This is a genomic window from Silvimonas sp., assembly GCF_031291215.1.
GTDB lineage: Bacteria > Pseudomonadota > Gammaproteobacteria > Burkholderiales > Chitinibacteraceae > Silvimonas > Silvimonas soli.
This window is the reverse complement of record NZ_JARLJK010000065.1, coordinates 14,304-38,628: the sequence shown is the minus strand read 5'-3', so window position 1 is coordinate 38,628 and position 24,325 is coordinate 14,304. Positions and strand designations below refer to the sequence as shown.

Annotated in this window: 24 protein-coding genes; 17 read left to right on the top strand and 7 right to left on the bottom strand. The window is 56.0% G+C overall.

Annotated elements, in window-relative coordinates; genetic code table 11:
- The coding region (locus P4L78_RS07970) for an IS3 family transposase (protein ID WP_309327517.1) at positions 1 to 130 on the top strand (130 nt) is incomplete at its 5' end.
- A gap of 180 nt (positions 131 to 310) precedes the next feature.
- Here P4L78_RS07970 and P4L78_RS07965 read toward each other — a convergent pair.
- Together P4L78_RS07965 and P4L78_RS07960 are read right to left on the bottom strand one after the other, a co-directional pair.
- On the bottom strand, positions 311 to 646 hold the full coding sequence (locus tag P4L78_RS07965) for a hypothetical protein (RefSeq protein ID WP_309327514.1): 336 nt from the start codon (positions 644 to 646) through the stop codon (positions 311 to 313).
- 163 nt (positions 647 to 809) lie between these two features.
- Entirely contained in the window at positions 810 to 2,048 is a 1,239-nt protein-coding gene (locus tag P4L78_RS07960) for a prolyl oligopeptidase family serine peptidase (protein WP_309327513.1), read from the bottom strand.
- A gap of 591 nt (positions 2,049 to 2,639) precedes the next feature.
- Here P4L78_RS07960 and P4L78_RS07955 point away from each other — a divergent pair.
- Positions 2,640 to 2,795 (top strand): alpha/beta hydrolase, encoded by a 156-nt coding sequence (locus tag P4L78_RS07955; protein ID WP_309327512.1) that lies wholly within the window; start codon positions 2,640 to 2,642, stop codon positions 2,793 to 2,795.
- A gap of 199 nt (positions 2,796 to 2,994) precedes the next feature.
- Here the strand turns inward: P4L78_RS07955 and P4L78_RS07950 are convergent, their stop codons facing one another.
- Positions 2,995 to 4,815, bottom strand: a complete 1,821-nt coding sequence (locus tag P4L78_RS07950; protein WP_309327510.1) for a hypothetical protein — start codon at positions 4,813 to 4,815, stop codon at positions 2,995 to 2,997.
- A gap of 658 nt (positions 4,816 to 5,473) precedes the next feature.
- Between P4L78_RS07950 and P4L78_RS07945 the strand changes: the two genes are divergently transcribed.
- Both P4L78_RS07945 and P4L78_RS07940 read left to right on the top strand, forming a co-directional pair.
- Positions 5,474 to 6,127, top strand: coding sequence for a glutathione S-transferase family protein (locus P4L78_RS07945; RefSeq protein ID WP_309327509.1), 654 nt, complete (start codon positions 5,474 to 5,476; stop codon positions 6,125 to 6,127).
- Between the two features lie 448 nt (positions 6,128 to 6,575).
- Complete coding sequence (locus tag P4L78_RS07940; protein WP_283149038.1) at positions 6,576 to 7,502, top strand: TauD/TfdA family dioxygenase; 927 nt, start codon at positions 6,576 to 6,578, stop codon at positions 7,500 to 7,502.
- 210 nt (positions 7,503 to 7,712) lie between these two features.
- Here the strand turns inward: P4L78_RS07940 and P4L78_RS07935 are convergent, their stop codons facing one another.
- Entirely contained in the window at positions 7,713 to 8,510 is a 798-nt protein-coding gene (locus P4L78_RS07935; RefSeq protein ID WP_283149039.1) for a Crp/Fnr family transcriptional regulator, read from the bottom strand.
- A gap of 327 nt (positions 8,511 to 8,837) precedes the next feature.
- On the opposite strand from P4L78_RS07935, the gene P4L78_RS07930 reads away from it, so the two are divergent.
- From P4L78_RS07930 to P4L78_RS07910, 5 genes are all read left to right on the top strand, one after another.
- Positions 8,838 to 9,293, top strand: a complete 456-nt coding sequence (locus tag P4L78_RS07930; RefSeq protein ID WP_283149040.1) for an Hsp20 family protein — start codon at positions 8,838 to 8,840, stop codon at positions 9,291 to 9,293.
- A gap of 235 nt (positions 9,294 to 9,528) precedes the next feature.
- Positions 9,529 to 10,524 carry a GGDEF domain-containing protein gene (locus P4L78_RS07925; RefSeq protein WP_309327508.1) on the top strand — a complete coding sequence of 332 codons (996 nt, stop codon included), beginning with the start codon at positions 9,529 to 9,531 and terminating at the stop codon, positions 10,522 to 10,524.
- 117 nt (positions 10,525 to 10,641) lie between these two features.
- Positions 10,642 to 10,887, top strand: a complete 246-nt coding sequence (locus P4L78_RS07920; protein WP_309327507.1) for a hypothetical protein — start codon at positions 10,642 to 10,644, stop codon at positions 10,885 to 10,887.
- A gap of 363 nt (positions 10,888 to 11,250) precedes the next feature.
- Entirely contained in the window at positions 11,251 to 12,087 is an 837-nt protein-coding gene (locus P4L78_RS07915; protein ID WP_309327506.1) for a hypothetical protein, read from the top strand.
- Positions 12,088 to 12,538: 451 nt separating this feature from the next.
- Complete coding sequence (locus P4L78_RS07910; protein ID WP_309327505.1) at positions 12,539 to 12,841, top strand: I78 family peptidase inhibitor; 303 nt, start codon at positions 12,539 to 12,541, stop codon at positions 12,839 to 12,841.
- Positions 12,842 to 12,863: 22 nt separating this feature from the next.
- Here P4L78_RS07910 and P4L78_RS07905 read toward each other — a convergent pair whose 3' ends face one another.
- Complete coding sequence (locus tag P4L78_RS07905; RefSeq protein ID WP_309327504.1) at positions 12,864 to 13,349, bottom strand: bacteriohemerythrin; 486 nt, start codon at positions 13,347 to 13,349, stop codon at positions 12,864 to 12,866.
- A 388-nt stretch (positions 13,350 to 13,737) separates the two neighbouring features.
- Here P4L78_RS07905 and P4L78_RS07900 point away from each other — a divergent pair, with 388 nt between their 5' ends.
- From P4L78_RS07900 to P4L78_RS07880, 5 genes are all read left to right on the top strand, one after another.
- A complete protein-coding gene (locus P4L78_RS07900) occupies positions 13,738 to 16,071 on the top strand; it encodes an extracellular solute-binding protein (RefSeq protein WP_309327503.1) in 2,334 nt (777 codons plus the stop codon).
- 211 nt (positions 16,072 to 16,282) lie between these two features.
- Positions 16,283 to 17,674 carry a hypothetical protein gene (locus P4L78_RS07895; RefSeq protein ID WP_309327502.1) on the top strand — a complete coding sequence of 464 codons (1,392 nt, stop codon included), beginning with the start codon at positions 16,283 to 16,285 and terminating at the stop codon, positions 17,672 to 17,674.
- 139 nt (positions 17,675 to 17,813) lie between these two features.
- The gene (locus tag P4L78_RS07890) at positions 17,814 to 18,824 is read left to right on the top strand and encodes a diguanylate cyclase (RefSeq protein WP_309327501.1); all 1,011 of its coding nucleotides are present in this window, start codon (positions 17,814 to 17,816) and stop codon (positions 18,822 to 18,824) included.
- Between the two features lie 33 nt (positions 18,825 to 18,857).
- Positions 18,858 to 19,295: a hypothetical protein gene (locus tag P4L78_RS07885; RefSeq protein WP_309327500.1), complete on the top strand. Its 438-nt coding sequence runs from the start codon at positions 18,858 to 18,860 to the stop codon at positions 19,293 to 19,295.
- A 185-nt stretch (positions 19,296 to 19,480) separates the two neighbouring features.
- Entirely contained in the window at positions 19,481 to 20,881 is a 1,401-nt protein-coding gene (locus P4L78_RS07880; RefSeq protein WP_309327499.1) for a tetratricopeptide repeat protein, read from the top strand.
- On the opposite strand, the gene P4L78_RS07875 is transcribed toward P4L78_RS07880, so the two are convergent.
- A complete protein-coding gene (locus tag P4L78_RS07875; protein WP_309327498.1) occupies positions 20,853 to 22,103 on the bottom strand; it encodes an arsenic transporter in 1,251 nt (416 codons plus the stop codon). The genes P4L78_RS07880 and P4L78_RS07875 overlap by 29 nt on opposite strands.
- Before the next feature lie 187 nt (positions 22,104 to 22,290).
- Here P4L78_RS07875 and P4L78_RS07870 point away from each other — a divergent pair, with 187 nt between their 5' ends.
- Together P4L78_RS07870 and P4L78_RS07865 are read left to right on the top strand one after the other, a co-directional pair.
- The gene (locus P4L78_RS07870) at positions 22,291 to 22,464 is read left to right on the top strand and encodes a hypothetical protein (protein WP_283149052.1); all 174 of its coding nucleotides are present in this window, start codon (positions 22,291 to 22,293) and stop codon (positions 22,462 to 22,464) included.
- A gap of 91 nt (positions 22,465 to 22,555) precedes the next feature.
- Positions 22,556 to 22,876, top strand: a complete 321-nt coding sequence (locus tag P4L78_RS07865) for a DUF2185 domain-containing protein (protein ID WP_309327497.1) — start codon at positions 22,556 to 22,558, stop codon at positions 22,874 to 22,876.
- Positions 22,877 to 22,928: 52 nt separating this feature from the next.
- Here P4L78_RS07865 and P4L78_RS07860 read toward each other — a convergent pair whose 3' ends face one another.
- Complete coding sequence (locus tag P4L78_RS07860; RefSeq protein WP_309327496.1) at positions 22,929 to 23,819, bottom strand: LysR family transcriptional regulator; 891 nt, start codon at positions 23,817 to 23,819, stop codon at positions 22,929 to 22,931.
- 132 nt (positions 23,820 to 23,951) lie between these two features.
- On the opposite strand from P4L78_RS07860, the gene P4L78_RS07855 reads away from it, so the two are divergent.
- Positions 23,952 to 24,278 carry a carboxymuconolactone decarboxylase family protein gene (locus P4L78_RS07855; RefSeq protein WP_283149055.1) on the top strand — a complete coding sequence of 109 codons (327 nt, stop codon included), beginning with the start codon at positions 23,952 to 23,954 and terminating at the stop codon, positions 24,276 to 24,278.
- The last annotated feature ends 47 nt before the right edge of the window (positions 24,279 to 24,325 follow it).

Genomic DNA, 24,325 nt, shown 5'->3' with positions numbered 1-24,325 from the left:
GAGTTACGACGAAGCCCGAGCGGATGTGTTCGATTACATCCGGTTTTACAACCATCATCGCCGCCATTCGACGCTGGGGTATCTGACCCCGGCGGAATTCGAGCTGCGTAATTCAGCACTCAGTGCTTAACCCGGTGTCCGTTGAGGCCGGGCCAGACCACTATATACACGTTCTGTTTTATTGTTTGGGCCGGGCGCTCATCGTCATCACCGACATACGCTGCTTTGCACGCTTCGTAATACTGCGGCGCGAGGGCGGCTTTCGCGAGTCCCGGCGTGCTCCGGCCAAAACGCCCAGCTTGGCCGGGCCTTAGCGCGGTGCCTCACAACCCCGCTTAAAAACGGCTTCATCAAGCATTGAGCCCTTGCCCCTGGTCACGGCAGAGGCGATGTACAGGTGATGCCATGGCCCTATGATTACCTCCGTGTCGCGCCGCACCGTATACGGCTTCATCTTGTCCAAATGAATCGTGATGGTCTGCACGCGGTACGGGCCTTCTACCTTGACGGTCGTCTTGTTGCCGCTCACCGTTAGGGTCGCGTTGCCCGATCGGCACACGCGCGGATGGTCATAGTTCCCATAATCGGTCGTTCCTGCGTGCGCAGCGATTGAGAACAGCGCTACAACTGCGAATCCGGCATTCATGCTGGTCATTCCTTGTTGCTTGCGCCGTCATGTTTGTGATTGAAATTACGAAGCGTCATGCGGCAGTAAGCACGCATAGCCAGCACTCGTTTGAGCGCACTGGCCATACGCCGAACAGGCGAGTGTCCCGGGCGATTTACAATTTAAATCAACGCTATGTCGATCAATGGGTCGGGGCATCAAACCAAAGCTTCCACTCTGGAACCGCCGATGCGAACGTGCCGCGATGATCGGTTGAACCGGTGGATATGGCCGTCACCATGGAATTCCCGTTCTTCATCGCATAAGTCATTGCAAGACGGGCATTGTCCGTAGTTACCGCCTCGTCCTCTTCACCGTAGTAATTGCGCACCGGAGAGCGGAACAGCCATTTATAGGCTTCGGTTTTACTTAGCAATTGTCCGAAAGCGGACTCATGGAAGGCCACCAGGCCGAACATCCCGGGGCGGAGCAGCGTGTGCAGGTCGGTAGGAATCGCGCCCTGGAACGGCTTGCGGTCATAGGCCGCCTTGGACATTTCATAGTACTTGTCGACAATTACGGAGTGCGCCAAACCCGGCGAAGCGTAATAGTTCTCGAAGGAAAAGGCGGTAAGGATGAAGATACTGTTAAGCCAGACCGCAGCATTGGGTCGCGGATAGTAGAGCGCACCGCTTACGAGTGCATACAAATCCAGCGGAGCGCTAGCGGTTGCAGTTGCATCCACCTTTACCCCGGCAACCTCGAGCTTTTGCAGGAAAGACATCGTTACGAAGCCGCCTTGTGACCAGCCTGCAAGAAACAGTTTGTTGGTCGAGATTTGCGTCTGCTTCAGCACTTCTCGGCTTGCCATGAGCATGTCATAGGTGGCCTGCTGATGGCTGGCCTTTACCATGTATCCCTCCGGCTCTGTGGAGGTGCCAAGCCCAAAATAATCTGCGCCGATCAAGACATAACCCTGGCCTGCAAACTGCGCAATCATCAGCTGCGTTTCAGGGGAGTTATCGGGAAAGGACGGCACCTGAGTACGCTCGTACACCGTGCCATGCTGGTAGGAAACCATCGGAAAACTTGTGCTTTGCGTTTCGGGAATCACAAGCAGACCCGAGGCGGTGGTGGGCTTGTTTCCCATATTGGGAATCGCTGAAGGGTAGGTGATCCGGTAAAGATTCACCGCATTGCGGGCGGGCGTGTATGCCGTATGGACACCGAAATCCGTCCGCGTCTGGACCTGCAGGATATTGTTCAACTTCGCAACATCCCAACGTTCCAGAAATTCGACTTTTGTTTGTGCAGGCGCAGCAGGTACGGAATGCGCCTGAATGGGTACACCCTTCACCCCGGCGCACGCTGCCAGCGTGAGAGAACAGATACAGACGAGCAGCCAGGTAACAAGACTTGGCAAGCGTGCGGGTCGAGACATAACGAATAACTTCCTTGTTGACCATAAGCAACCCGCCCCGGCGATTCGACGCAGGGGAGGGTTATTGCATTTCGGCGATGACAGCCCAAGCCGGCTCGCGCCAGCGCGGCCCGCAGATGGGGTGCGAATTTCGCGGGTTCGTAACGGGTTTTCTTCCAGAATCGCTGCAGCCTGGAGAAGAGTTGAACAAGCGCTGGCTTGAAACCGTAAAGGCAACGCCGCTTCAGTCAAGCCGATTGCGATTGACGAAGTCCCGTTAGACCGTACTTGGCGAGCTTAGGCGATATCCCTGAAGCGAACCTGAGCAAGTCTGAGCAAAGCAGGGAAATGGATGACCCTTCGCAAGCAGGCGTTAGAAATCAGGCAATGAAATGCCTTGATCACCACCTGCTTCAGGACTGGATTGATCCCTGGTTTGCCTGGAATTTTGGGCGCTATAGATAGGAGAATGGCCGCTTCTGGCCACAATCAGCACATTCGGCAATGTCTTGCTGACCGCCCACTTTGGCCGAGGTGTGCGCGTAGTTGGTTCGACAGATTTCAGATGCGAGCGGTTCTCGCAATGGGGACGTCGAACTCAGGTGAACAGCAATGGCTGATGGCAAAACTGTAGTTGCTTGGGCTATGGGTGGCGAACAAGCTTACGTATTTGGCAACAGTGCCGGGGCCAATATTGCTCTGAAAATAACCCAGGACCACCCGCAACTGGTGCGTGCGCTGGTGGATCACTATAGCCAATGCTCTTAACTGGACGTGAGCAGACCACTTCGCGGGTTTGCAGCCGTACGTTCAAGCATCCACCGTAAAAGAAAAGAGGAACCAGATATCTGGTTCCTCTTTTTGTTTAGTGCGGATGATTGGTGTTATCGCGGGAAGACCCAGTGACGTGGCAATTGACCCTCGTTACCGCCGCGGTTAGCAGAGGTCTGCAGACTATGCCATTTGATCACGGTGTCGGCACCCAGCCTGTATTGCTGTTCCAGCTGGCGAATACCTTGGTGCGCGTATTGATACCACTGAGGTCCAGCGTATTGCTGGCATCCGTGGTGTCACGGCCAACCATGCTCAGTGCATTACCTGCGCTATCCATACTTCCGCTCTCACGCCAGCCACTGGCAGAGGTCGCTGTGGTCGGGTTCGGTAATGGGTTGGCAGGCGAGGTGCCAGGACTAGACCAACCCACTGTGGCAATGTGTGTACCCATCTTGGTGTTGATGTAGCCAATATTGTCGCAATAGTAGTTGGCGTTAACCAGGCTGCCGGTGGTGAATTGCGTGGTGCAATAGCCATTGGCGACAGTCAAGCCGGCGGAGCGACCAAGGTAAGTGCTGCCAGCTGGTACACCCGAGTCAGCCGTCAACGTACTGTTGAGCACCACAAAGCCCGGATAACCGTAAGTGGCGCGCGACTGGAAGATATACCCGCCCGAAGCCGGGGTGACCGGATCGGCCACCGTGTGTAGTTCGCTATTCTCGAACATTGCGGCAAACGGTGTGCCCCAGATGAAGTCCACATCACCGGCGATGTAGGTCTGGTAATACCAGACCCAGCCCTTGGTCTGAATCGTATCCTGTGCGCTCAAGAAGTTCATGTAGCTGGCAACCATGCGGCTGCCGGCCAAGGTCGAACTGTTGTAGTAGATCGTTTCAGCCTGATTGTTGTAATTCGACAATTTGACGTGAGAGTTCTGCAGTGTGAAATTGGTCAGCTTGAGCAAGTCGGCTCCTTCCACCAGAAACACCGGGCGTCCACCACCCAAGGCACGCCGGGTGCCGGTGCCTTCTGTGGTCAGCGTGGTTTGAGCCGCCGTCTTGCTTCCGCCGGAACCGGGGTTATAAGACTCAGAGTTATCCTGGTAAACGACCACGCCAGCACGGCTGGCGCCCTGGATGGTGAGATTGTTCACGTTACGCAAGAACAGCTGTTCGTTATAGCTGCCATTTTTGATGGTGATGGTCTTGGTATCGGCAGCATTGGTGCAAGTGGTGCAACCATTGATCATCATCCAGTCCAGCGCACCTTGTACCGTGCGGAAATCCCCGCTGCCATTGGTATCGACCACAACCGATGTAGTTGAAGCTGGCGCGTTCTTGGTATGAAAGGCCCATGCTGTCGAGCCGGTGATGCCTTTAAAGCTGGAGCCATTATAGGTGCCAGACAACACTCCGTTATCGACCGTGACGTAGTAGCTGGTGTTGTAGCTCAATACGCCATCATGCAAACGAATGGTTGCCGTATTGCCCGAGACGGTGATCGGCGTGTAATACACATAGCGCCATTGCGTGAGCGTGCCTGCGTTGTTACCCAGCTTGTCGATTTCGGTATTGGTGGCGGGCATATACGTCTGCGTTTCAGCACCCGCGGTTACCGGCCCACCGCTGATATCGATCGTGTCGACCAGCGTGCCATCTGATTTGTAAACCTTGATAAAGCCAGTGGTACCCACTGCCGGTGCAGTATCGAAGGTGATCTGCAAGCGCGAATCAGCAAAAGCCGCAGCCGCCCCGTTCAGCGGCATCAACGCGCTGGCGGACACTGGCGTAGGGGTTGGTGTGGGAGTCGGAGTGGGGGCTGCAGTTGGCGTTGGGGTTGGTGTGGCAGTCGGTGTTGGCGTAGGTGTAGCCGTGACGTTGGTTGCTTTGGGCGACGCGGCGGAATCAGGCGCCCCCGTTGAGCTGGCATCCGAGCCATCGCCACATGCAGTCAGACCAAGCGCTATCAATGCTGCAATCACGGTGGTGTGTATGGGCTTCATGGATTTATTCATCTATCTTCTCCCTCATTGTTTGAATGGCAAACGGCATAGCAAAGGACATTCCGTCAGACAGCTCGCTGTCGCTGAATGGGTTTATCGCCGATGGTGGGTGTCATTTTTGGCAATGACTTGTTTTACCTTTCGCGCGCATTTATCTGATATATCAGATAAATCGACGAGCTATCCTAGGAGAAACAACAAGGGGAGGCCATGCGTTTAGTTACCTGGCATGACAAAAGTCAACGGGGATGTGTACTTTGATGCGGAGCGACTACATTTTTGCAGCAATGCGCGCAAACGAGATGGCATGTACTACTGTGCTTTTAGCGAAAAAACATCTTGTGATGAATGGCCCAAGCTCTGGCATAGATGTGAAGCGCAGACACAAAAACACCGAATTCATTTCATTCGGGCATTTCTGGCAGAGAGCAGACATAACCTGATTTACGCTGCAAAGATCACTTTCGCCGAGATGTACGCGTAGTCGGTTCGGCTGGTTGAATCCACAGATGCGAGCAATCATCCCGGTGGACAGGTCGAGCTCATCCGATTCTTTTATTGAAAAATCGAGCCGATTTATTCTTGTGCATAGTTCTTGATTCGGTGGGCGTTATTGTCCGAATACAACGCGCAATAGTAGCCGCTGATTTTTTCCAGGAGGCGCTTCACGATGACCATTATCATTACTGCCTTTGAACGGTCCCCCGATGGGGGCAAAGGGCTGGCGCGTGAGACGCGCGTTCGCTGGGCGCTGGAAGAAGTGGATCAGCCCTACCAGGTTCGACTTGTTTCCTTCCGTGCCCTGAAGGAACCCGCACATCTGGCGCGCAATCCTTTCGGCCAGATTCCAACGTATGAAGAAGGCGATCTTGTCTTGTTCGAGACGGGGGCGATCGTTTTCCATATTGCCGAGCGGCATGCGGGCCTGCTGCCGAACGATGCCAATGCGCGGGCTCGCGCCATTACGTGGCTGTTTGCGGCGCTCAACACGGTGGAACCGGTGATCCTCGAACTCGCAACTGCCCGGCTACATGAGCGCGACAAACCGTGGAGCGAGCAGCGCCTGCCTTTGGTCGAGGAGCGTGTGCGGGGCCGATTGGGCCAACTTTCCGCTCGTCTGGGCGGCGCCGACTGGCTCGACGATGCGTTCAGCGCGGGCGACCTGCTGATGGTGTCCGTACTGCTCAGGCTGAGACCATCGGGTCTCTTGGATGAATTTCCGAACCTGGCCAGTTATGTCGCTCGCGGCGAAGCGCGGGCTGCCTACAAACGGGCTTTCGCCGCGCAATTGGCGATCAATACCGGTACCTCGCCGACGGGTTGAATTGCGCATAGGTGGGAATTCTGGCGCCAGCTCCGACGCCAGGCGAGGAGCGTGTTTGCCAGACTTGGGGTAAGCGGATGCTGTGAGTAATCCAGAATAACGGTCCGACCTAGGGTTACCTTTAAGGATCATCGATCCACCGCTTTTTCCATGGTTGGTGACGGCCTCACGCCAGCGATATCGCCTCAAATATCAATATTTCCAATAATTATATTAAATGTAAAATTATTGATAGTTTGGTCTATGTGGTTTTCCCCATAATTCCCCTGTCATCTGCGCTGGGCCTGGTCGTCGCATAAGCCGGTCGACGCCTGAGCGCGATGCTCTCTGCATGCCCTCTTGGCTATTGGGGCAAGCGCAAGCATCACCTCGCACGATCCCTATCCGCTGTTTTTTGATTTGCGATAGTGGCGTGATTTCAATTTCTATCTGCCAGGGGAATTACCGCATGAGCCACATTACTATTCATCCAGTTGCCGGCCGGATCGGTGCAGAACTGCGTGGGGTGCAGTTGTCTGGCGATTTGGCGCCAGAAGCGGTTGAAGCGATCAAAGCGGCGCTGCGCACTCACAAAGTGGTGTTTCTGCGCGAGCAATTGCTCGATGACGCCGCCCAGCAGGCCTTTGCCAAATTATTGGGCGAGCCGGTTGCCCACCCGACAGTACCTACAGTTGAGGGCACCGATTACGTGCTGGAGCTGGATTCGGCTCACGGTGCGCGCGCTAATAGTTGGCATACCGATGTGACCTTCGTCGAGGCCTATCCCAAGGCATCCATTTTGCGTGCGGTGAAGGTGCCAGAGGCGGGTGGGGATACCGTTTGGGCCAATACGCACACTGCTTATACTGATTTGCCGTCCGAATTGCGGGATCTCGCTGATCGCCTGCGCGCCATTCATAGCAACGAGTATGACTACGCGGCCTATGGCCGAGGCAAGGATGTCAGCCCAGAAATCCTGGCGCGCTACAAGAATGTGTTTACCTCTACCGTCTATGAAACTGAGCACCCAGTCGTACACGTTCACCCCGAAACAGGCGAACGCCATTTGCTGCTGGGGCATTTCGTCCAGCGCTTCAAGGATTTGAGTACCACCGATTTCAATCATTTGTTCCCGCTGCTGCAAAGCTATGTCACCCGGCTGGAAAACACCGTGCGCTGGCATTGGCAAACCGGTGATGTGGCCATTTGGGATAACCGCGCCACGCAGCATTATGCGATCAATGATTATGGAGATGCGCACCGCATAGTGCGACGCGTAACGGTTGCGGGTACTGCGCCAGTTTCGCTGGATGGCCGGGCGAGCCAGACCTTGAACAAAGCCGTCAAAAACCCTGTTCCAGCCCTTGAACCGGTGAAAGAAAAGGTCGCCGCGTAAATTAGCACGGTGGTGCGTGGGACGACGTGAAATCTGGCCATGATGGCTGGGCTTTACGTCGTTCTGCGCGCATTTGTTCTGCGATGCGGGAGTTGATCCGGCCAGTGATCGGGTACGCCGCAGACTTTGTGATGCCCTTGAAATGAAAAACCGCCCATGCTCGGGACGGTTTTTTTATGGGGCAAGGGTGATTGGCTGCGAGCGCCAAACCTACACAGCGCTCATCTTTTGCAACTTGTCCACGTCGAGCACCGTAAAGCGGCTGTACTGCACATCGACAATGCCTTGCTGCACCAGCCAGCGCAGTTCTTTGTTCACGCTCTGTCGTGACGTCATCAGCAACGCCGCCAGATCTTCTTGCGATAGTTTGATCACCAATTCAATACCGCGGTTGGTCTGCTGGCCGTGCCGTTGTGCCAGCAGCAACAACTGGCTCGCCAGCCGGGCGCGAAAACCGGACAACGCGGTTTTGGACATCAACGCATGCAAGTTGCGCGAGCGCTGGCAAACCAGTTCCAGCACACCTCTGAGCAAACCAGGCTCATTATCAAATTGCTCAAACAAGGCTTTACCGGGGATATGAAACAACGTGGCCGCGCCATGTACGCGCTGGTCATGCATGGAGCCTTTGCGATCAATGACCGGGATGAAATTGATGACTTCATTCGGCCATGTGTAGCCCGCAACCGCACGTAATCCCGCGGCGTTGGTGGTGCTCATTTCGATGGAACCCGAAAGAATGATTTGAATCTCGTCGCAGGGCTGGTTTTGGGCAAACAACAACTCGCCATGCTGCCAACTGCGCAGCACGCCGGCATCGCATAGTGCATCGATGGCGTCCGCTGGCCATGCCCGCAGGCAAGGATTGCGGGTAAATGCATCGTGAATAGCCGCGCGTATGCCCTTGTCCAGATGTCGACCTTCCTTTCTGAAGTGACGAGAGACGTCTGAAAAAACAAATGCCGCTTCTGGGCTTCCTTGGCTTGCTGTTTTGTGCCGTGCTTGCATGCTGTTTGCCATCACAAATTGCACTTTGGTTATATTGTATTTGTTTTATATATCCTTAATTTTGTTGGTCCAGGAAAGACTTGTTGCTTCTGTGCTTAGCGCTGGCAGGTTGGCCGCGACCGAGCCAATGGCAATCGGCACCCAATTGCGGTCCGGTTGGCGAGCAAAAGCGGGGGTATATCGGGGCAGTCAGTGTTGTTTCCAATCCGGAAAATTACTCAATCCGGTAACGCTTGAAAGCGGGCATTACGGGCTTATCTCGATTCATAGCGGGGGCTCACGGTGAGACCCGCACCCGATATTGCTTGCACTTTGAGGATATGAAACATGCGTACTGTTGACTTTGCTCCTATCTACCGCTCGGCCATTGGCTTTGACCGCATTGCCCAATTGTTTGATGAAGCGCTGCGCGCCGAGAACACCCCAAGCTACCCGCCCTATAACATTGAGTTGGTCGCCGAAGACCAATACCGCATCACCATGGCCGTCGCCGGTTTTAGCCGCGCCGAACTCGATATCGAACAACTGCGTGACACGCTGAAGATTAGCGGCAAGAAACAACGTGGCGAAAGTCGCCCCACCTATCTGCATAACGGCATTGCCGCTCGCGATTTCGAGCACAGCTTCCGCTTGGCCGATCACGTGCGCATTGAAGGCGCGACGCTGGAAAACGGCTTGCTGAATATTGAATTGCGGCGCGAAGTGCCAGAAGCATTCAAGCCGCGCAAAATCGCCATCAACGGCGATAACGTCGAATATCTGGAAAGCCGCGCCGCCGCGTAATCCAGTCAGTTGATCTGTAGACAAAGCCGGGCCATGTGCCCGGCTTTTTGTCGTCTGCCGCTATCAATCGTTAGTGAACTGTCACGTTGTAATAGCTCTGGCGGCGACCGATTTAGCGATACCGAAACCAGGCGTGATCGCGCTATTTGCGCTGACCTGTGCGGATTTTCATCTAAGGTAAAAACAGCGTGCGCCAGGATAGCCAACAGCAGGGCACGCAATGGGGGGAGCGGTTATGTCGGGCAGTCGCTTGCAGGTGCCTGAAGCCAGCGGTGCGCGTAACAAGGAAGAAGTCATTCTGCTCATGCTGTGTGCATTGAGCATTCCCAGCATTTTGCCCTTTGGAATCTTCAGGCTGTACCAGCACAACTGGCTGCTTGGCGCCATTGATCTGACTCTTGTGCTGGGCATGAGCTGTGTCATGGCGTTTGTCTGGCATAGCCGCCGGGTACGTTTTGCCAGCGTTGTGGTATCGCTGTTTTATTCCACCGGAATGCTTTTGATGATTCACCTCAAGGGCATTTCGATGACGTATTGGGCATATCCGACCATGATTGCCACGTTTTTCTTGCTGCGCCCGCTCATTGCGTTGGCAATCAATACAGTGTCTCTGTTTGGGCTGATGGCCTTGTTGTACGGGCAAGTGTCCACACTGGATCAGTTCACGATTACAGTCAGCATTGTGCTGATCAATTTGTTCTCTTATATTTTTTCCAAGCGTACGGCGATTCAGCACGGCGAGTTGAACCGGCTGGCCGAACAGGACTTTCTCACCGGCGCCGGCAACCGGCGTGCGCTGGAACGTAGCCTGGCTAGTTGTGCCGAAACGCAGCAATCGCACGGCGATACCAGTTTGTTATTGCTGGATCTGGACCATTTCAAACAAGTGAATGACCACTTCGGCCACGCTGCTGGCGACCTGGTATTGGTGCGGTTGTGTGAGTTGATTCGCGAACGCGTCCGTAATTCGGACCAGTTGTTCCGATACGGCGGCGAAGAGTTCGTCGTTATTGCCTGGGGGGCCAGTTTGCAAGCCGCCGGTGAACTGGCCGAAGATTTACGCAAACTGGTGGCTGCAACCGTCATGCTGGAAGACTGCCCGCTGACGATTTCCATTGGCGTGGCAACCCTGCGCGAACAAGAATCCCCGGCGTCCTGGCTCAAGCGGGCCGACCGGATGCTTTATCTGGCCAAGCAGTCGGGGCGCAACGCCGTACGTATCGCCGAATAAACGTTTCAAGTCAGCGTTCAGCTCCCAAACCGTCGCCCTGGTCGGTCTGGCGCCATAACTTTCAGACCCGGCAGCCATTTCGGGCTATGCTGGGCGCTTTCCTGCTCAAGGTGAACCATGGAACTGGTCTTCGAGGGTTTTTTAATCCATGCCTACGGCGTGCCATTGCCAGACGGCAAGTGGATCGCCGCGACCAGCCTTGACCGCCTGCCGACATCCAGTGAAGACGTGCTGGAAAGCGCCTTTGGCACTCAGCGCATCAATCGCAGCAAAGTCTATGACACTGAAGAAGAAGCCGCGCTGGTGGCGCTGGAAGCTGGCATTGAAATCGCCGGCAACGGGCGCGACGATTTGCTGGATTAGCTTTTAACGACACCTCACCCCGTTGCCGGGCGATAGGCAACCACCGGGTTAACTCCCGTTCTCCATACAGCGTCGATCACCATTTTTTTGTTTGTTTTGCTAGCAGTTGCTTGCCGCATTGGTCTGGATTGATATCTAACCTTTCCCGTAAACCGGATTCGCTCTTATTCCCGCTTTGCACGTAATCAGTTGCACAACCGATACAGTCACACGATCCCGCATAAAAGACGCTATCTCTTGCTTGTGGCATCAGTAAGAATGGCGGCGTTCAAAAATAAATAAATCGGGATAAGCGTGAAAGCATTGAATTGGGGAGGCAATACCTGTAAACGCAGCGCCGGGATAGGGCGTATTCATTGCAGAATGATTAAGCAATGGCATTTGGTCAGAACAGTGCTGACTTTGTCTGGCGTATTGGCGTTTCTGGCATTAAGTGGCTGTGCCTCCGTGACAACAGGATTGCATCAGACCATTGCAATTGACGCCCAGCAAGGCCAAACCCAGGTAGCCAATGCGCATTGCCTGTTATCCAATAATAAAGGGGAGTGGTGGGTGTATACACCTGCTACCGTGGCGGTGCATCGCTCTTTTGGCAATCTGAAAGTCAAATGCGAGAAGGAAGGCGTTGAACCTGGCCAGCTGGAAGTCGAGTCATCTACCAAAGCCATGGTGTTTGGCAATGTCTTGATCGGCGGGATTATCGGCGCCGCAATTGATACTGCCGACGGTTCTGCTTACGACTACCCAGACCGCATTGTGGTGAATATGGGTAACGCCAACCCCGCTATCCATGTAGACACAAGCAACACCCAGAGTTCGCCCAGCGCCACCACCACGGCGAGCGCGGTGCCTGCACGACCGGCCGCCCCGATAGAAGTCGCGCTGGTCCGCCACGGGCATGCTGGGCAATGGCTGTTGTTATCTACACACGCGCAATGGGATAAAGAATGCCATTCCCGTCCGCCACCCGAAGTGGTGATGATGGGCGTGCCAGAGCATGGGCAAGTGGAAATACGTAAAGCGACTTTCCCGATCCGCAATAATTCGAGCGGCTCTACCGAATGCTTCGGCCTGATGGTTGATGGGGTCGGCGTTTATTATCAGCCGAATTCCGATTTTCATGGCAATGAAACCGTGCGCTACAACGTGAATAGCCGGAAATGTCCTAAAGTTATGGCGGCTGCGGTGACGGTGGAATAAACCACTTTCCATCTAATCAGACGCCACGCCATTGCCGTTCCGGTATTTAGAAAGGGTCTACGGCTGTGATTCGATCCTCGCAGGCGTAGAACCTTTTTGCTTTGGTGCCTTGCTATCGATATGCGTGTTTCAGTCCGCTAAGCAGATTGTCGGCTTTGCCGGCCTGGTATTGTGTGTTGTTTACAATTAAAGTTGATTTTCAGTAAACGAAAACTGTGGATTGAAATTGCGGAATTGAAGTTATTGCGTAATAAAGAAGCGCAAAGATCAACGCCAGAACTCAAGTCAGGTTTGGCCATTTTCACGCCGTTCAATCGTCGTGTTTTTTGTCCGCTTTTTCATTCAATAAACAGTAACGGAACGACGTTTCCCGCCGCTTGGACACGGCCCAACCAGGCAAGACCAGCCGCGTCCGCTATGGTGATGTTTTAAGTCCTCACATGCAGCTGCCATGCACTCAATTTTTCCCTCTCTCAGTTTGATTTTGCTGGCCGTTGCGCTTGCCGGTTGCAGTGCCAGTCAACCCGACGCCATGACTATGGCGTCACCGGGCGCATGTAATGCTGAGCCGGTACAGGCGCTTGTCGGCAAGACCAGCACGCCCGAACTGGTCGAAATGGCGCGTCAGCAATCCGCCTCAAAACTGGTGCGCGTCATCAAACCTGGTGATGCGGTCACGATGGATTTCAACACCCAGCGTTTGAATCTGGATGTTGACGAAGCCGGTGTAATCAAAAAGGCCGCGTGTGGTTAGACCGCTTGCGGCCTGGCGTGCGCTAGCCCGCTATCTCCGACCAGAAGCGATCCAGCCAGTTTTTCTTTTGCCACTTGGGTTGGGCGCCGCGCTGCAAAAAGAAGCTGGAATATCGCTGATCGCCTTCCTGAATGTGGTGGGTAAGCCAGTTGCGCAGAAAATGCAGCAGTTCAAAGGTAATGGCGTCGCCTGCAGCTACCCGTTGCTGAAAGGACTCCAGATCGGAAATCAAGACTTCGTGGTGCTGTTTGTGGTTCTCGTAATCCGGGTAGCCCAGGATACGCATCAGGCTTTCTTCTACGGTGAAGTGGGTCTTGGTGTAGTCGGCCAGCCTTTCCAGCGTGGCAATAGAAGCAGCGCGCCCGTGATGTTGATGGATGGCGACATGTAGTTCGTTAAGCAGGTTCACCAGCACTTTATGTTGTTCATCGATTTCCTGAATCCCTACCGACAAGCCTTCATGCCATTGCACCAGTGGTTCCATGTGACTTTTACTCTCATTTGTCATGACTGCTCATGCTGAGGAGGTGAGGCTAAAAGGACTTTGATCTTGGTCAAAGTGTGGCGGAGACATTGCGGAAACTACCAAGCGTCCAGTCATCATTACGAGAAATCAGCTGCGATGGCGCGCGGGATGCGAGTCAGCCAGGACAGGCTCTGCTGCAAAAAGAGGAAGTGGTGAGGGTAAGGTGTAGGAAATAATCCTTTCTATTTGTGAAAGTAATTTCAGCGGAAAAGGCCATAAAAGCGACAAGCAAGATTGTTTTAGTAAGTTTGTTGCCTCTGTATCGAAAATCAGATGGCATTTTGAAACAGTTCCATATATGGTTTCAGCAATAAAAAGAGCTGTATATAAGTTGTTCTCAGTGTGGAATCAAAATCAACCGGTGCCCGTCATGTCTATCCAGAATCGCCTCCTGCTGTACGTTGGGGTGCTTAACCTCGTCGGCTTTTTCATCGCCTGGACCCTCATTGCCAGCCTGGGCTTGACCGGTGCTGGCGCCATTGTGCTGATCGCCCTGATCACGCTGGCCGCAGTACTGGCCGGGATGTACGCAGCAACAGCCTGGACCTTGCGTCCGCTCAACCAGATGCGCACCGCGCTAACCCAACTGGTGGAAAAGGGCGGCGACCTGAACATGCGCCTGCCTGCCAAAGGCGCGCCAGAACTAGCCGATATCGCCAATGCGTTCAACCATTTTGTGGCTGATCTGCAAGTCACCTTCCGCGAAGTCCAGCGTGATATGGAAAGCCTCTCGCTGGGGCTGAAAGAGCTGACTGGCGTGACCGCGCAACTGGTGAAAGATGCTCACGTGCAGAGTGACTTTGCCTCGGCCTCGGCGGCTGCGGTGGAAGAAATCACTGTCAGCATCAACCAGATTGCCGATAACGCTATCGACGTCGATCACGTGGTGAAAGAAACCACTGACCTCTCAAACCACAGTGCCGAAGCGGTGCTGAGGGTGTCGGATGAAGTCTCGACCATGGCGAAATCCATGGAGCAACTGGGCGTCACCATGGGTGACCTCGGCAAGAATTCGCAAAAGATCGGCACCATCGTGGTGGTGATCAAAGACATCGCCGAACAAACCAATTTGCTGGCACTGAACGCGGCTATTGAAGCTGCCCGTGCCGGTGAACAAGGCCGTGGTTTTGCCGTGGTGGCCGATGAAGTGCGCAAGCTGGCCGAGCGCACGGCCAACGCCACGCTGGAAATCGCCAAGCTGATCGATTCGGTGAACAAAGACACGCGCAATGCCGTGGACAGCATGTCTACCGCCAGCGGCCAGGTGACTGGCAGTGTCGAGAAAGCCGATGTCGCGCGCGAACACATGCTGGAAATCGGCACGCGCATGCAGCACATGGCCGAAGTGGTGCGCGGCATTGCCGACGCCACGCAAGAACAAACTTCCGCCACGACCACCATGGCGCGCTCGTCCGAGCAAATCAACGTGATGAGTCAGGCGTCGGATTCCGCCCTGCAGCAAGCGCGTCGCGCGCTGGAAGGTCTGGATAAACGCGCGCGCGATCTGATGTCGGTGGTGGGCCGTTTCCGCCTTGAAGACATTGAAGTGCTGCACGGCTGGTTTGCGTCCAGCGGTGCGCGCGCGGTGGCTGAAATCAAGATGCGCCTGAACCAGATGGGCCACCACTGGGCCGATATGCACAGCGGTAAAGATGTGCCGGGCATGCTCAAAACTGCCGTTGAAAAAGGCAAGTTGCCGACCGCCGCTGCGTTTGGCGGGGTGAAGATCCAGAACTGGGCAGGCAAAGGTGTGCTGGCTGATCTGGATGAAGTGGCCAGCGAACAAGGCTGGAACCGCATTCTGCCGAGCGTGCTGGATCGCATGATGCAGGCCGAAGGCAAATATGTGGCCGTGCCGCTGGGCGTGGCCCGCGTGAACGTGCTGTGGGTGAACTCCAGCCTGGTCAAGCGCGTGGGTGTGACCCAAGCGCCGACCAGTTGGGATGATTTCTTCGTGCTGTGTGACAAGCTGATGGCCGCCGGGATCACCCCGCTGGCGCACAGCGAAGTGAAGTGGCAAGTAGCCACGCTGTTTGAATCCGTCGTGCTGGGTTTGTGCGGCGCGCAGTTTTATCTGCAGGCATTCAGCAAGCTCGATGCCAGCGCTTTGTCTGGCCCGCAAATGGCGCGCGCGCTGGAAACTTTCCGCCGTCTCAAGCGCTATTGCACACCGGATTCGGTGGGCCGTGAGTGGAATCTGGCGACCATGGACGTGATCAACGGTCGTGCCGCCATGCAGTTGATGGGCGACTGGGTGAAGGGTGAACTGGATGAAGCCAACCGCCGTCCAGGCGAGGATTATCTGTTCTGGGCTGCGCCAACGGTGAACGGTGAATACAGTTTTGCTGCCGATACGCTGACCTTCTTCCGCCAGGACGAGCCGGTGCGTCGTAAAGCGCAGCTGGACTTTGCCCGTCTGCTGGTGAGCCACGAAGGGCAGTTGGCCTACAACAAGCACAAGGGCAGTATTCCGGCGCGTACCGATGTCGATACCAACAAGCTGGATGCCTATGGCCGCGCTTCTTCGCGCGACTTTAGCCAGGCAGCCAGCCGCAACGTGCTCGTACCATCATGGGCACACAATATGGCCGTGCAGGATGATCAGAAAAAGGCGCTGATCGAAGCGGTGGCCGAATTCTGGAGCAACGACAACATGACTCCGGCCGATGGCGCGCGGCGTCTGGCTGCTGCGGTGAACCGTTAAGTGGCCGCCATGTTGATGAATTGGTAGAGAGCAATACTCGAGGCGCTGGCGTGAAAACCCGGCGCCTTGTCGTATCTGCGGTTCTGAATGTCTGGATTGGCAATTGCCATCAACCCACCATTAATCCTCTGGGTAAACGCCGCTGATGACGCTACGTTTCAAACTTTTGTCCGTTGTGTGTTTGATCGGCAATATGCTGAGCAGGTTATGCTTGGCTGCTGCAGCCGATACTTCTGCTCAGCCCTGCCTGAATAACGCGGTCATGCCGTCGTATGAGGAGCAGCGTCTGGTCAATGTGCTGGTCGCGGGCGGAACACCATTTGCCGAGCAGATATTGGCGGCGTCCGGCTTTGCCCAATTTGCCCCACAATTTGCCCAACGCCTGTCTGACTCGGGCAAAGTGACTTCCTTTGACGCTGCCAACGCGCTGGTCAAAGCCTCCGGGATTGCGCTGTGGCAAGCCGCGGTAGATCGGGTGCAGGGTGTGCATGTGACCGGCGATTTGCCGCATAGCGATGATCGCATGCTGTATTGGGCGCGGCTGAAAATGACGCTGGCGTTGCGCCAATGGCAACCGGCGTTTGCGCTGCGCGACCCCCAGCGCGAACAACTGCAATGGACGCTGGAACGCGCCTCGCGCGGGCAGTTGTCGATGCAGTTTCCGTCCGGCCCGGGTTTCAAACGCATCATTCTCAGTGGCTTTGATCCGTTCACATTGGGAACGCCCGGTGCGGCGCATCCTGATACTCACATCCGCATTGGCAATCCATCCGGGGCAATTGCATTGGCGCTCAATGGCCGACGCTTCAATTTGCCCGATGGCCGCATTTCGGTTATCCAGACCTATCTGTTGCCAGTCAGTTACGGCCCGTTCCGCAAAGGCATGCAGGAACACACGCTGGCGCGATTCTTTACCGGACCGGATCACGTGCAGGCATCGCTCACGCTCAGTCAAGGCGGCAAAGGCGTGTTCTGGATCGAAAACTGGCATGGTCGTTATCACGCTACCAACTTTCCCGATAACGAAGGTGTAACCCTCTCTGCGCGCTTGCCGTCTGCGCCAGATGCCGATATTTATCCGCCCGCCGACGTGCTAGGTTACGACCCATTACCATGGAACCCGCGCAAACCGGCGCAGTTTATCGAAACCACACTGCCGGTAGCTGCCATGATCAACGCTCGCAGCGGCGCACAAGTGATCAACGCAAGTACAGGGCAAAAGGGCGGCTATCCGGTGATCTGGCATACCAACTTCACTGTGTTTGCCGATTGCAATGCGCTGGGAACGCAGGACTTCAATACGCCACCGCCAGCCAGCTATCCGCCACCGACCGCACCGGTTGCGCCGCTCGCCAACGCGTGTGCGCACAGCGGGGGAGGCGGCAATTATTTGTCCAACGAAAGCGGCTATCGCAATACCTTGTTGCGCGACACGCTTGCCCCGACGATTGCTGCCGGACATTTACATGTGCCGGTGATGACGGTGTTTGCGCCGGGCGACGATGACAAACTCACCGATGCGATGTTTGAGTCTTATCGCGACAGTATTGTTGAACAAGCCACCGGCCTGATCGAAGCAGTGACCAGAGCCGCTGGCGGTTAGCGGAGGGCGCAGTCGCGCAAGAGCGCCAACCGTTTTCATGGTTTTGTGGCTGGTGCAAACCTGAGTTGGCTCACCATGCACTATGCTGGATAAATGCTTTTTACCCAGACAACGCAGTAACGAGCGGCGGAATAACCCCATGAATCAGCAAGCTCATGATTACCCCTCCAGGCACGCTCCAACGAGCATTGTGGTGTTACTGCTGGACCCCGCCGCCAAGCGAGGCGAGGCTATCAGTCAGGCGCTGGCGACGGAAACGGACATCACCGTGCATACCTGCCATGAGCCAGAGCAGATGCTGGCGTTGATTGGGCAAGTCAAACCGGCGGTGATTCTGCAAACCCACGCCGCACTGGCCGACGCGGGTCTGGCACTGTTGCGCACCCTGCGCGACCATGCCGCTGCTGCACACACGCCAGTGGTCGTGCTGGCGGACCAGGCTGATCCAGCTGCCGCCAGCGCCGCGTTTGCTGCCGGAGCCAGCGACTATCTGGCGCATCAACCGCTGGCCACTGAATTGATCGCCCGCGTTCGCTACCACGCGCGTGCGCATCATGCCTTGCAGCAACAAGAGCAGACCTCACGCTTGCTGCATGACACGCAAAATCACCTGACACTGGCCAAGCAACAGCTCGAACAGATTACTCATTCGGATGGACTCACCGGCTTGCCCAATCGGCGCCGCTTTGACGACTATCTGGATATGGAGTGGCGGCGGGCCATGCGCGAGCAATCTACCTTGTCTTTGCTGATGGTCGATGTTGATTACTTCAAGTCGTATAACGACAGCTTTGGGCATTTACAAGGTGATGCAGCGCTCAGCCGCATCGGTCTGGCCTTGCGGGAAAGCTGCGCCCGCCCGGCGGATCTGGCGGCGCGCTTTGGCGGTGAAGTTTTTGTGGTGGTGTTGCCCAATACCGCTGAAGAGGGCGCGTTGCTGATTGCCGAAAAAATCCGCCTGAGCATCATGGAGCTGGCCATTGAGCATGAAAACCCCGCCACGCGGGCCATGCTGACCGTGAGTATCGGCGTTGCCACGCGCGTGCCGAAAGCAGGCCCGGCGATTACTTTGCTGGGGCTGGCGGACGAAGCGCTTTATCACGCCAAAACGACGGGTCGCAATCGCGTGCAGGTCGCAGTCGGCCCGTAAACCTGAGTTGTTACTCATGCGCTATTGCGCACCATGCGCCACCCTGGAATACTCACGGACTTCCTGTTTCCGAATCTGGTAGACAAACCGATGAGTCCGCACGACAAACCCACAGACCCGGCGCCGCAAGGCAAACGCTGGCCTGCCCATGCCAAAGTGCGCCTGACCGGCATGGTTATTCTGGTTGGTGGTTTGCTTGCTGCAATTGTGGTTTATCTGATTGCTGGCAGCGATGCGGGCGCGGACCTGAACGGCATGGATGCCAGCAAGCAGTATCAATTCCAGTTGGAACGCATTGGCGGCAAATCGGCGGTGCTGGCTTCTGACTTCAACCAGTGGCTGGGCAGTTTGTGGCACGGCACTCGGCTGGCATGGACACTGGGCGTGCTGGCCGTTGCCATTGCCTTGTTCTGTTTCTGGTTGGCGGGTTTGATGGCCGTGGAGATACCGGAAGACGATACGCCAGACTAACCGCCGCGCAGGCAAAAAAAGACCCCGACCCATTACGGTTATCGGGGCTCGTCAAATGCTCCAAAATGCGCTTGGGGGGATAGCAGGTGCGCACAAATTGAGTATTCGCCAGCATTTGCCATTGGTCACCCTGTCAGAGCCTGCAGCTAAATCCAGGCCACCCCACACTCAAGGTTTTTTCAGTTATGTCCGTGCCATCACCCGCAGCGCAAAACCTGTTTTTTGAAGGCAACCGTCAGATGCAGGCTGGCGAGTTGCTGGCGGCACAAAACTCTTTTGAGCAGGCGCTGGAACTGGCTCCCGATATGGCCGAGGCACTGGCCAATCTGGCCTTGTTGCAAGAACGCGCTGGCGATATAGCGGCAGCTTTGGGCAGTTATCGGCGCGCGCTGCATCTGCAGCCCGCCAACACGCACATCTACCTCAACCTGAGTGGTTTGCTGATCAAGCAAAAACAGTTTGATCACGCCGAACTGGCCTGTCGGCAAGCGCTGGCACTTGATCCGGCATCGCCCACGTTGTTATCCAATCTGGGCATGTTGCTGGCCTGCGTGAAGCGTGAAGCTGAAGCAGAAGGGTGTTACCGCCAGGCTCTGGCGATTGATCCGGGTTATGCCAAAGCGCGCTTCAACCTGAGTTATATCTTGCTGCGGCAAGGGCGCCTGGAGGAGGGCTGGGAAGCCCACGAAGCACGCTCCAATGATCCGCTCGGCCGCTATTTTGAATTTCCGCGCTGGCAGGGCGAAAGCGTGGTGGGCAAAACGGTGCTGATCGGCTTTGAGGCCGGTTTTGGCGACATGATCCAGTTTGGCCGCTACGCCTTACAACTCAAGGCCATGTGCGCCAAACGCGTGGGCATTGTGTGTCATCCGCCACTTAAAACGCTGCTGGCTGGGCTGACTGGCATTGACGAGGTGTTTGCCTACGACGAAGCCGTGCCCAAAACCGGTTGGGATTTCTGGGTGCCACCCATGACCTTGCCGCTGCATTGCCATACCCGGCTGGACAACGTCCCCGCACAGATTCCTTATCTGGCCACCGATTCGGCCAAAGTTGCCCAGTGGGCCGCTACATTGCCCGCAGGCAAGTTACGCGTTGGCCTGGTGTGGCAGGGCAATCCGCAATTCGAGAACGATAAAGATCGCTCACTACCCGCGCTGTCTGTGCTGGCGCCACTACTGGCAAATCGCGAGGTCCAGTTTGTGAGTCTGCAAAAAGGCTTTGCGCAAGAGACGGCGGCGCAGCAACTGGCGGAACTGGGCGTATACGATGCTGCGCCCACGCTGGCGGATTTCTCCGATACCGCTGCGGTTATCGCCAATCTGGACTTGGTGATCAGCGTGGATAGCGCGGTGGCTCATCTCACCGGGGCACTGGGCAAACCTTGCTGGTTATTACTGGCGGATTTTCGCACCGACTGGCGCTGGCTGACCGAGCGCAGCGACAGCCCGTGGTATCCGCATATGCGTTTGTTCCGCCAGCCTGCCGGTGGCGGCTGGGACGGAGTCATCAAGCAAGTAGCAACGGCGTTGCGGGCATGGAATAACGGTAATGCCGTCAGCCCAGCAGCAGCCGGGCCGCAATAGCCAGCAACAGAGCGGGTGGCATCACCAGTACGCCCACTTTGAAGAACTGCCAGAACGTCACCGTCACGCCCTCCCGGCGCAGCGCGCTTAACCAGAGAATGGTGGCGAGAGATCCGGTTACCGACAAATTAGGGCCAAGATCTACCCCGATCAGCACCGCGTCGACGACTTGCTGCGGACTGTGCGACAAGGCCAGGGTTGAACTGGCGATGAGCCCGGCTGGCAGGTTGTTGATGGCGTTACTGGCCAGCGCGAGCGCCAGTCCTGCCGTGGCTGCTGCTGCGTTTGCAGACATGCCAATGGCGTGATTAAGCCACTCGGCCAAGGTGCGGATCAGACCAGAACGGTCCAGCGCCTCTACCAGCACAAACAAACCCGCCACCAGCGGCAAGACACCCCAGGAAATCTCTTTGAGCAATGGCCACGGCGAAGCGCGCTGGATCAGCATGACCAGGATCGCGGTCAGTGCGCCGAGTATCGCTGTCGGCAAGCCCAACTGCATATCCAGCGCCGACACGACCAACAATGTCACTGCCGTAACGACCAGACCGGCCAGCGCAATCTTGCCATGCGTACTCAGTGGTTCTTGCGCGAGATTGGCATTGCACTGGCCTTGCAAAACGTGACGCTGTGTCCACCACAGCGCTGCCAGCGTCGCCGCAATTGACAACAAAGACGGCAGGGCAAAACGGCTTAGCCAGGCCAGCAAAGGTGGCAAATGGTTGCCATACAGCACCAGGTTGGCCGGATTGGAAATAGGCAGCACAAAACTGGCGGCATTGGCGATAAAGGCGCAGATAAACAAGAGCGGCAGCGGCGGCGCGTTGGCCTTGCGGGCCATGGCAAACACGGCCGGTGTCAGCACGACGGCAGTCGCGTCGTTAGACATAAACACTGTTACCACAGTGCCAATCAAATAAACCAGCAGGAACAAGCGAGTGGGCGAACCCCGCGCATGGTTAACCGCCAGTACCGCAACCCAGTCGAACAAACCTTCGCGGCGGGCCACTTCGGACAACAGCATCATGCCGGTCAGAAAAAGATAAACGTCCAGCCCCTTGCTCACGGCGCCCCACGCTGCCAGCCACGGCATCTGTCCCAACAACAGGATGATCGCCGCACCGCCACAGGCCCATACCGCTTCTGGCCAGCGCAGCGGACGCAAGATTACGCCCGCTGTTGCTAGCGCCGAAACGCTCCATATCACCCAATTTTGATTCATCGGTTCTGCTTCTCTTCACACGCTGACTGCAATGGGCGATCAGGATATCGCGCCAACGGATGTTTTTGCAGCGTAGTTGCAGTTATCAGCCAGCACCGACACATCTTTGCACCAGTGGCTGACGGTCATTTGCTGCTTTGGCGCGCATGCTGGCACGCATCAGCATTGTCATTGGGGGAGGGGATCTATGTCTTCTTTTACGCTATATCTGGTGGGGGTGGTCATTGCTATTGCCGGCTTGGGGTACGCGGCGTATCTCGCGCACGTGCCCGATCACTGGCTCGCCGCCGGGGTGATTATCGCCATTGGTATCGGTATTGTTGGCGCGGTGCGCAGCACCCGCTTTCGTGATCCACCCTGAGCTTGCAACAAGCAAACTGGCGTGAGTGGCAGAGTGGGCTATTATCCGGACTGCATTTATTTCTTTCTTCCACTTTGTTGAGTGCAGTCTCATGGCTTCTAGCGAAAACCAAAATAACGAGCAACTGGACGCAAAATATTCCGCCCACTGCATCGTGTCTAATCGCGTCCTCAAAGACGGCGCCAGGGTGGGGTTTCTCTACCGCGAAGCGGCTGATCGTGATGACGACAGCGGCTGGTGCATTACCGCAGGCGACGAATCCCAAGACTATATGGATGACGTCACCAATGTCTCTTACGTCACGTTGAGTGCCGTGCTCAAGTGCGACAGCACCATCATGAATTTGCTGGACTCTGAAGTGGGCGCCGAGTATGTCCGGGTTGGCAGCAGTGCGCTGTTTGTGCGGGCGTAATCGGGCACTTTTATCACTTTTATAGTCTGATTCTGGATCGTCCCACGGCCAGCTAGCGTAATCGCAGCGCTTCTACCAGCAATGCAAACGCCGGGGACGATTGCCGACGGCTCGGGTAATACAGGTGATATCCCGGAAAAGTGGGGCTCCATGCAGCTAGCACCTGTTGCAACTGGCCAGCAGCGATATGCGCTTGCACCATGTCCAGCGGCAGATAGGCCAGCCCAAACCCCGTCAGCGCCGCGTTGAGGATTTGCGGGCTGCTATTGAATACCAGTTGGCCATCAACCCGCACGTTCAGGGCGTGCCCGTCACGTTCCAGCTCCCACGCATAGAGCCCGCCATGTGTGGGCAAGCGCAGATTGATACAGCTATGGCTGGCCAGGTCTTGTGGCGTTTGCGGGCTGCCGCGCCGGGCCAGATATTCCGGCGACCCCACGATCAGCATGCGCAAATCCGGCGCAATCCGCACCGCAATCATGTCTTTGGCAACCTGCTCGCCCAACCGGATACCCGCATCAAAACGGTCGGCCACAATGTCGGTCAGACCGTAGTTGATATTGATCTCGACTTTGATATCCGGGTAATCCGGCAGGAATTGGGCCAACTTGGGCCACAGCACCGTGCTGGCGGCATGTTCGGCGGCCGAGATGCGGATCGTGCCAGCGGGTTTCTTTCGCAACTCACTCAAGGCTGCGAGTTCTTCTTCAATTTCTTCAAAGCGGGGCGCGATGGTGCTGAGCAAGCGCTCGCCTGCTTCGGTGGGCGAAACGCTGCGCGTGGTGCGGGTTAGCAAACGCAAGCCCAAACGCGTCTCCAGCCCTCTGATGGTATGACTCAACGCCGATTGCGAGACGCCCAGCCGGGCGGCGGCGCGGGTAAAGCTGCCGTCCCGGGCCACCGCAATGAATGCCACCAGATCATTAAAGTTTTGCTGTGCCATTGATGAGCCAATCTAATAAGTGCATGCCGATTTTGCCATCTAATCATAACTGAGCAAGGCTGTTAAATTTCTTTCCAACGCCAGAAGTCCGTTAGTGGCTAACGGTGATGGCACATGGAAAGGAGATTCATCATGTCTAGCAAGCCTTCTGCCGCACGTGAAGCGTTCGGCGATATTGCCCCGGCCTTGGCCGATTACACCGACAACGTATTGTTTGGCGACGTGTGGGAGCGCCCGGGACTATCGCCGCGTGATCGCAGCCTGATAACCGTGGCCAGTCTGATTTCGCTCTACCGCCTGAACGAGTTGCCGTTTCATCTGAAAAAGGCGCTGGCCAACGGCGTAACGCGCGACGAGCTCATCGAAGTAATTACCCATCTGGCGTTTTATTCCGGCTGGCCCACTGCCAGCACCGCCTTGCCTATCGCCAGGAAAGTCTTTGAAGAAGCGGGCATCTAGTTTTATGCCCCGCTGATTACCAACAACCACGAACAACCCCAAACCCT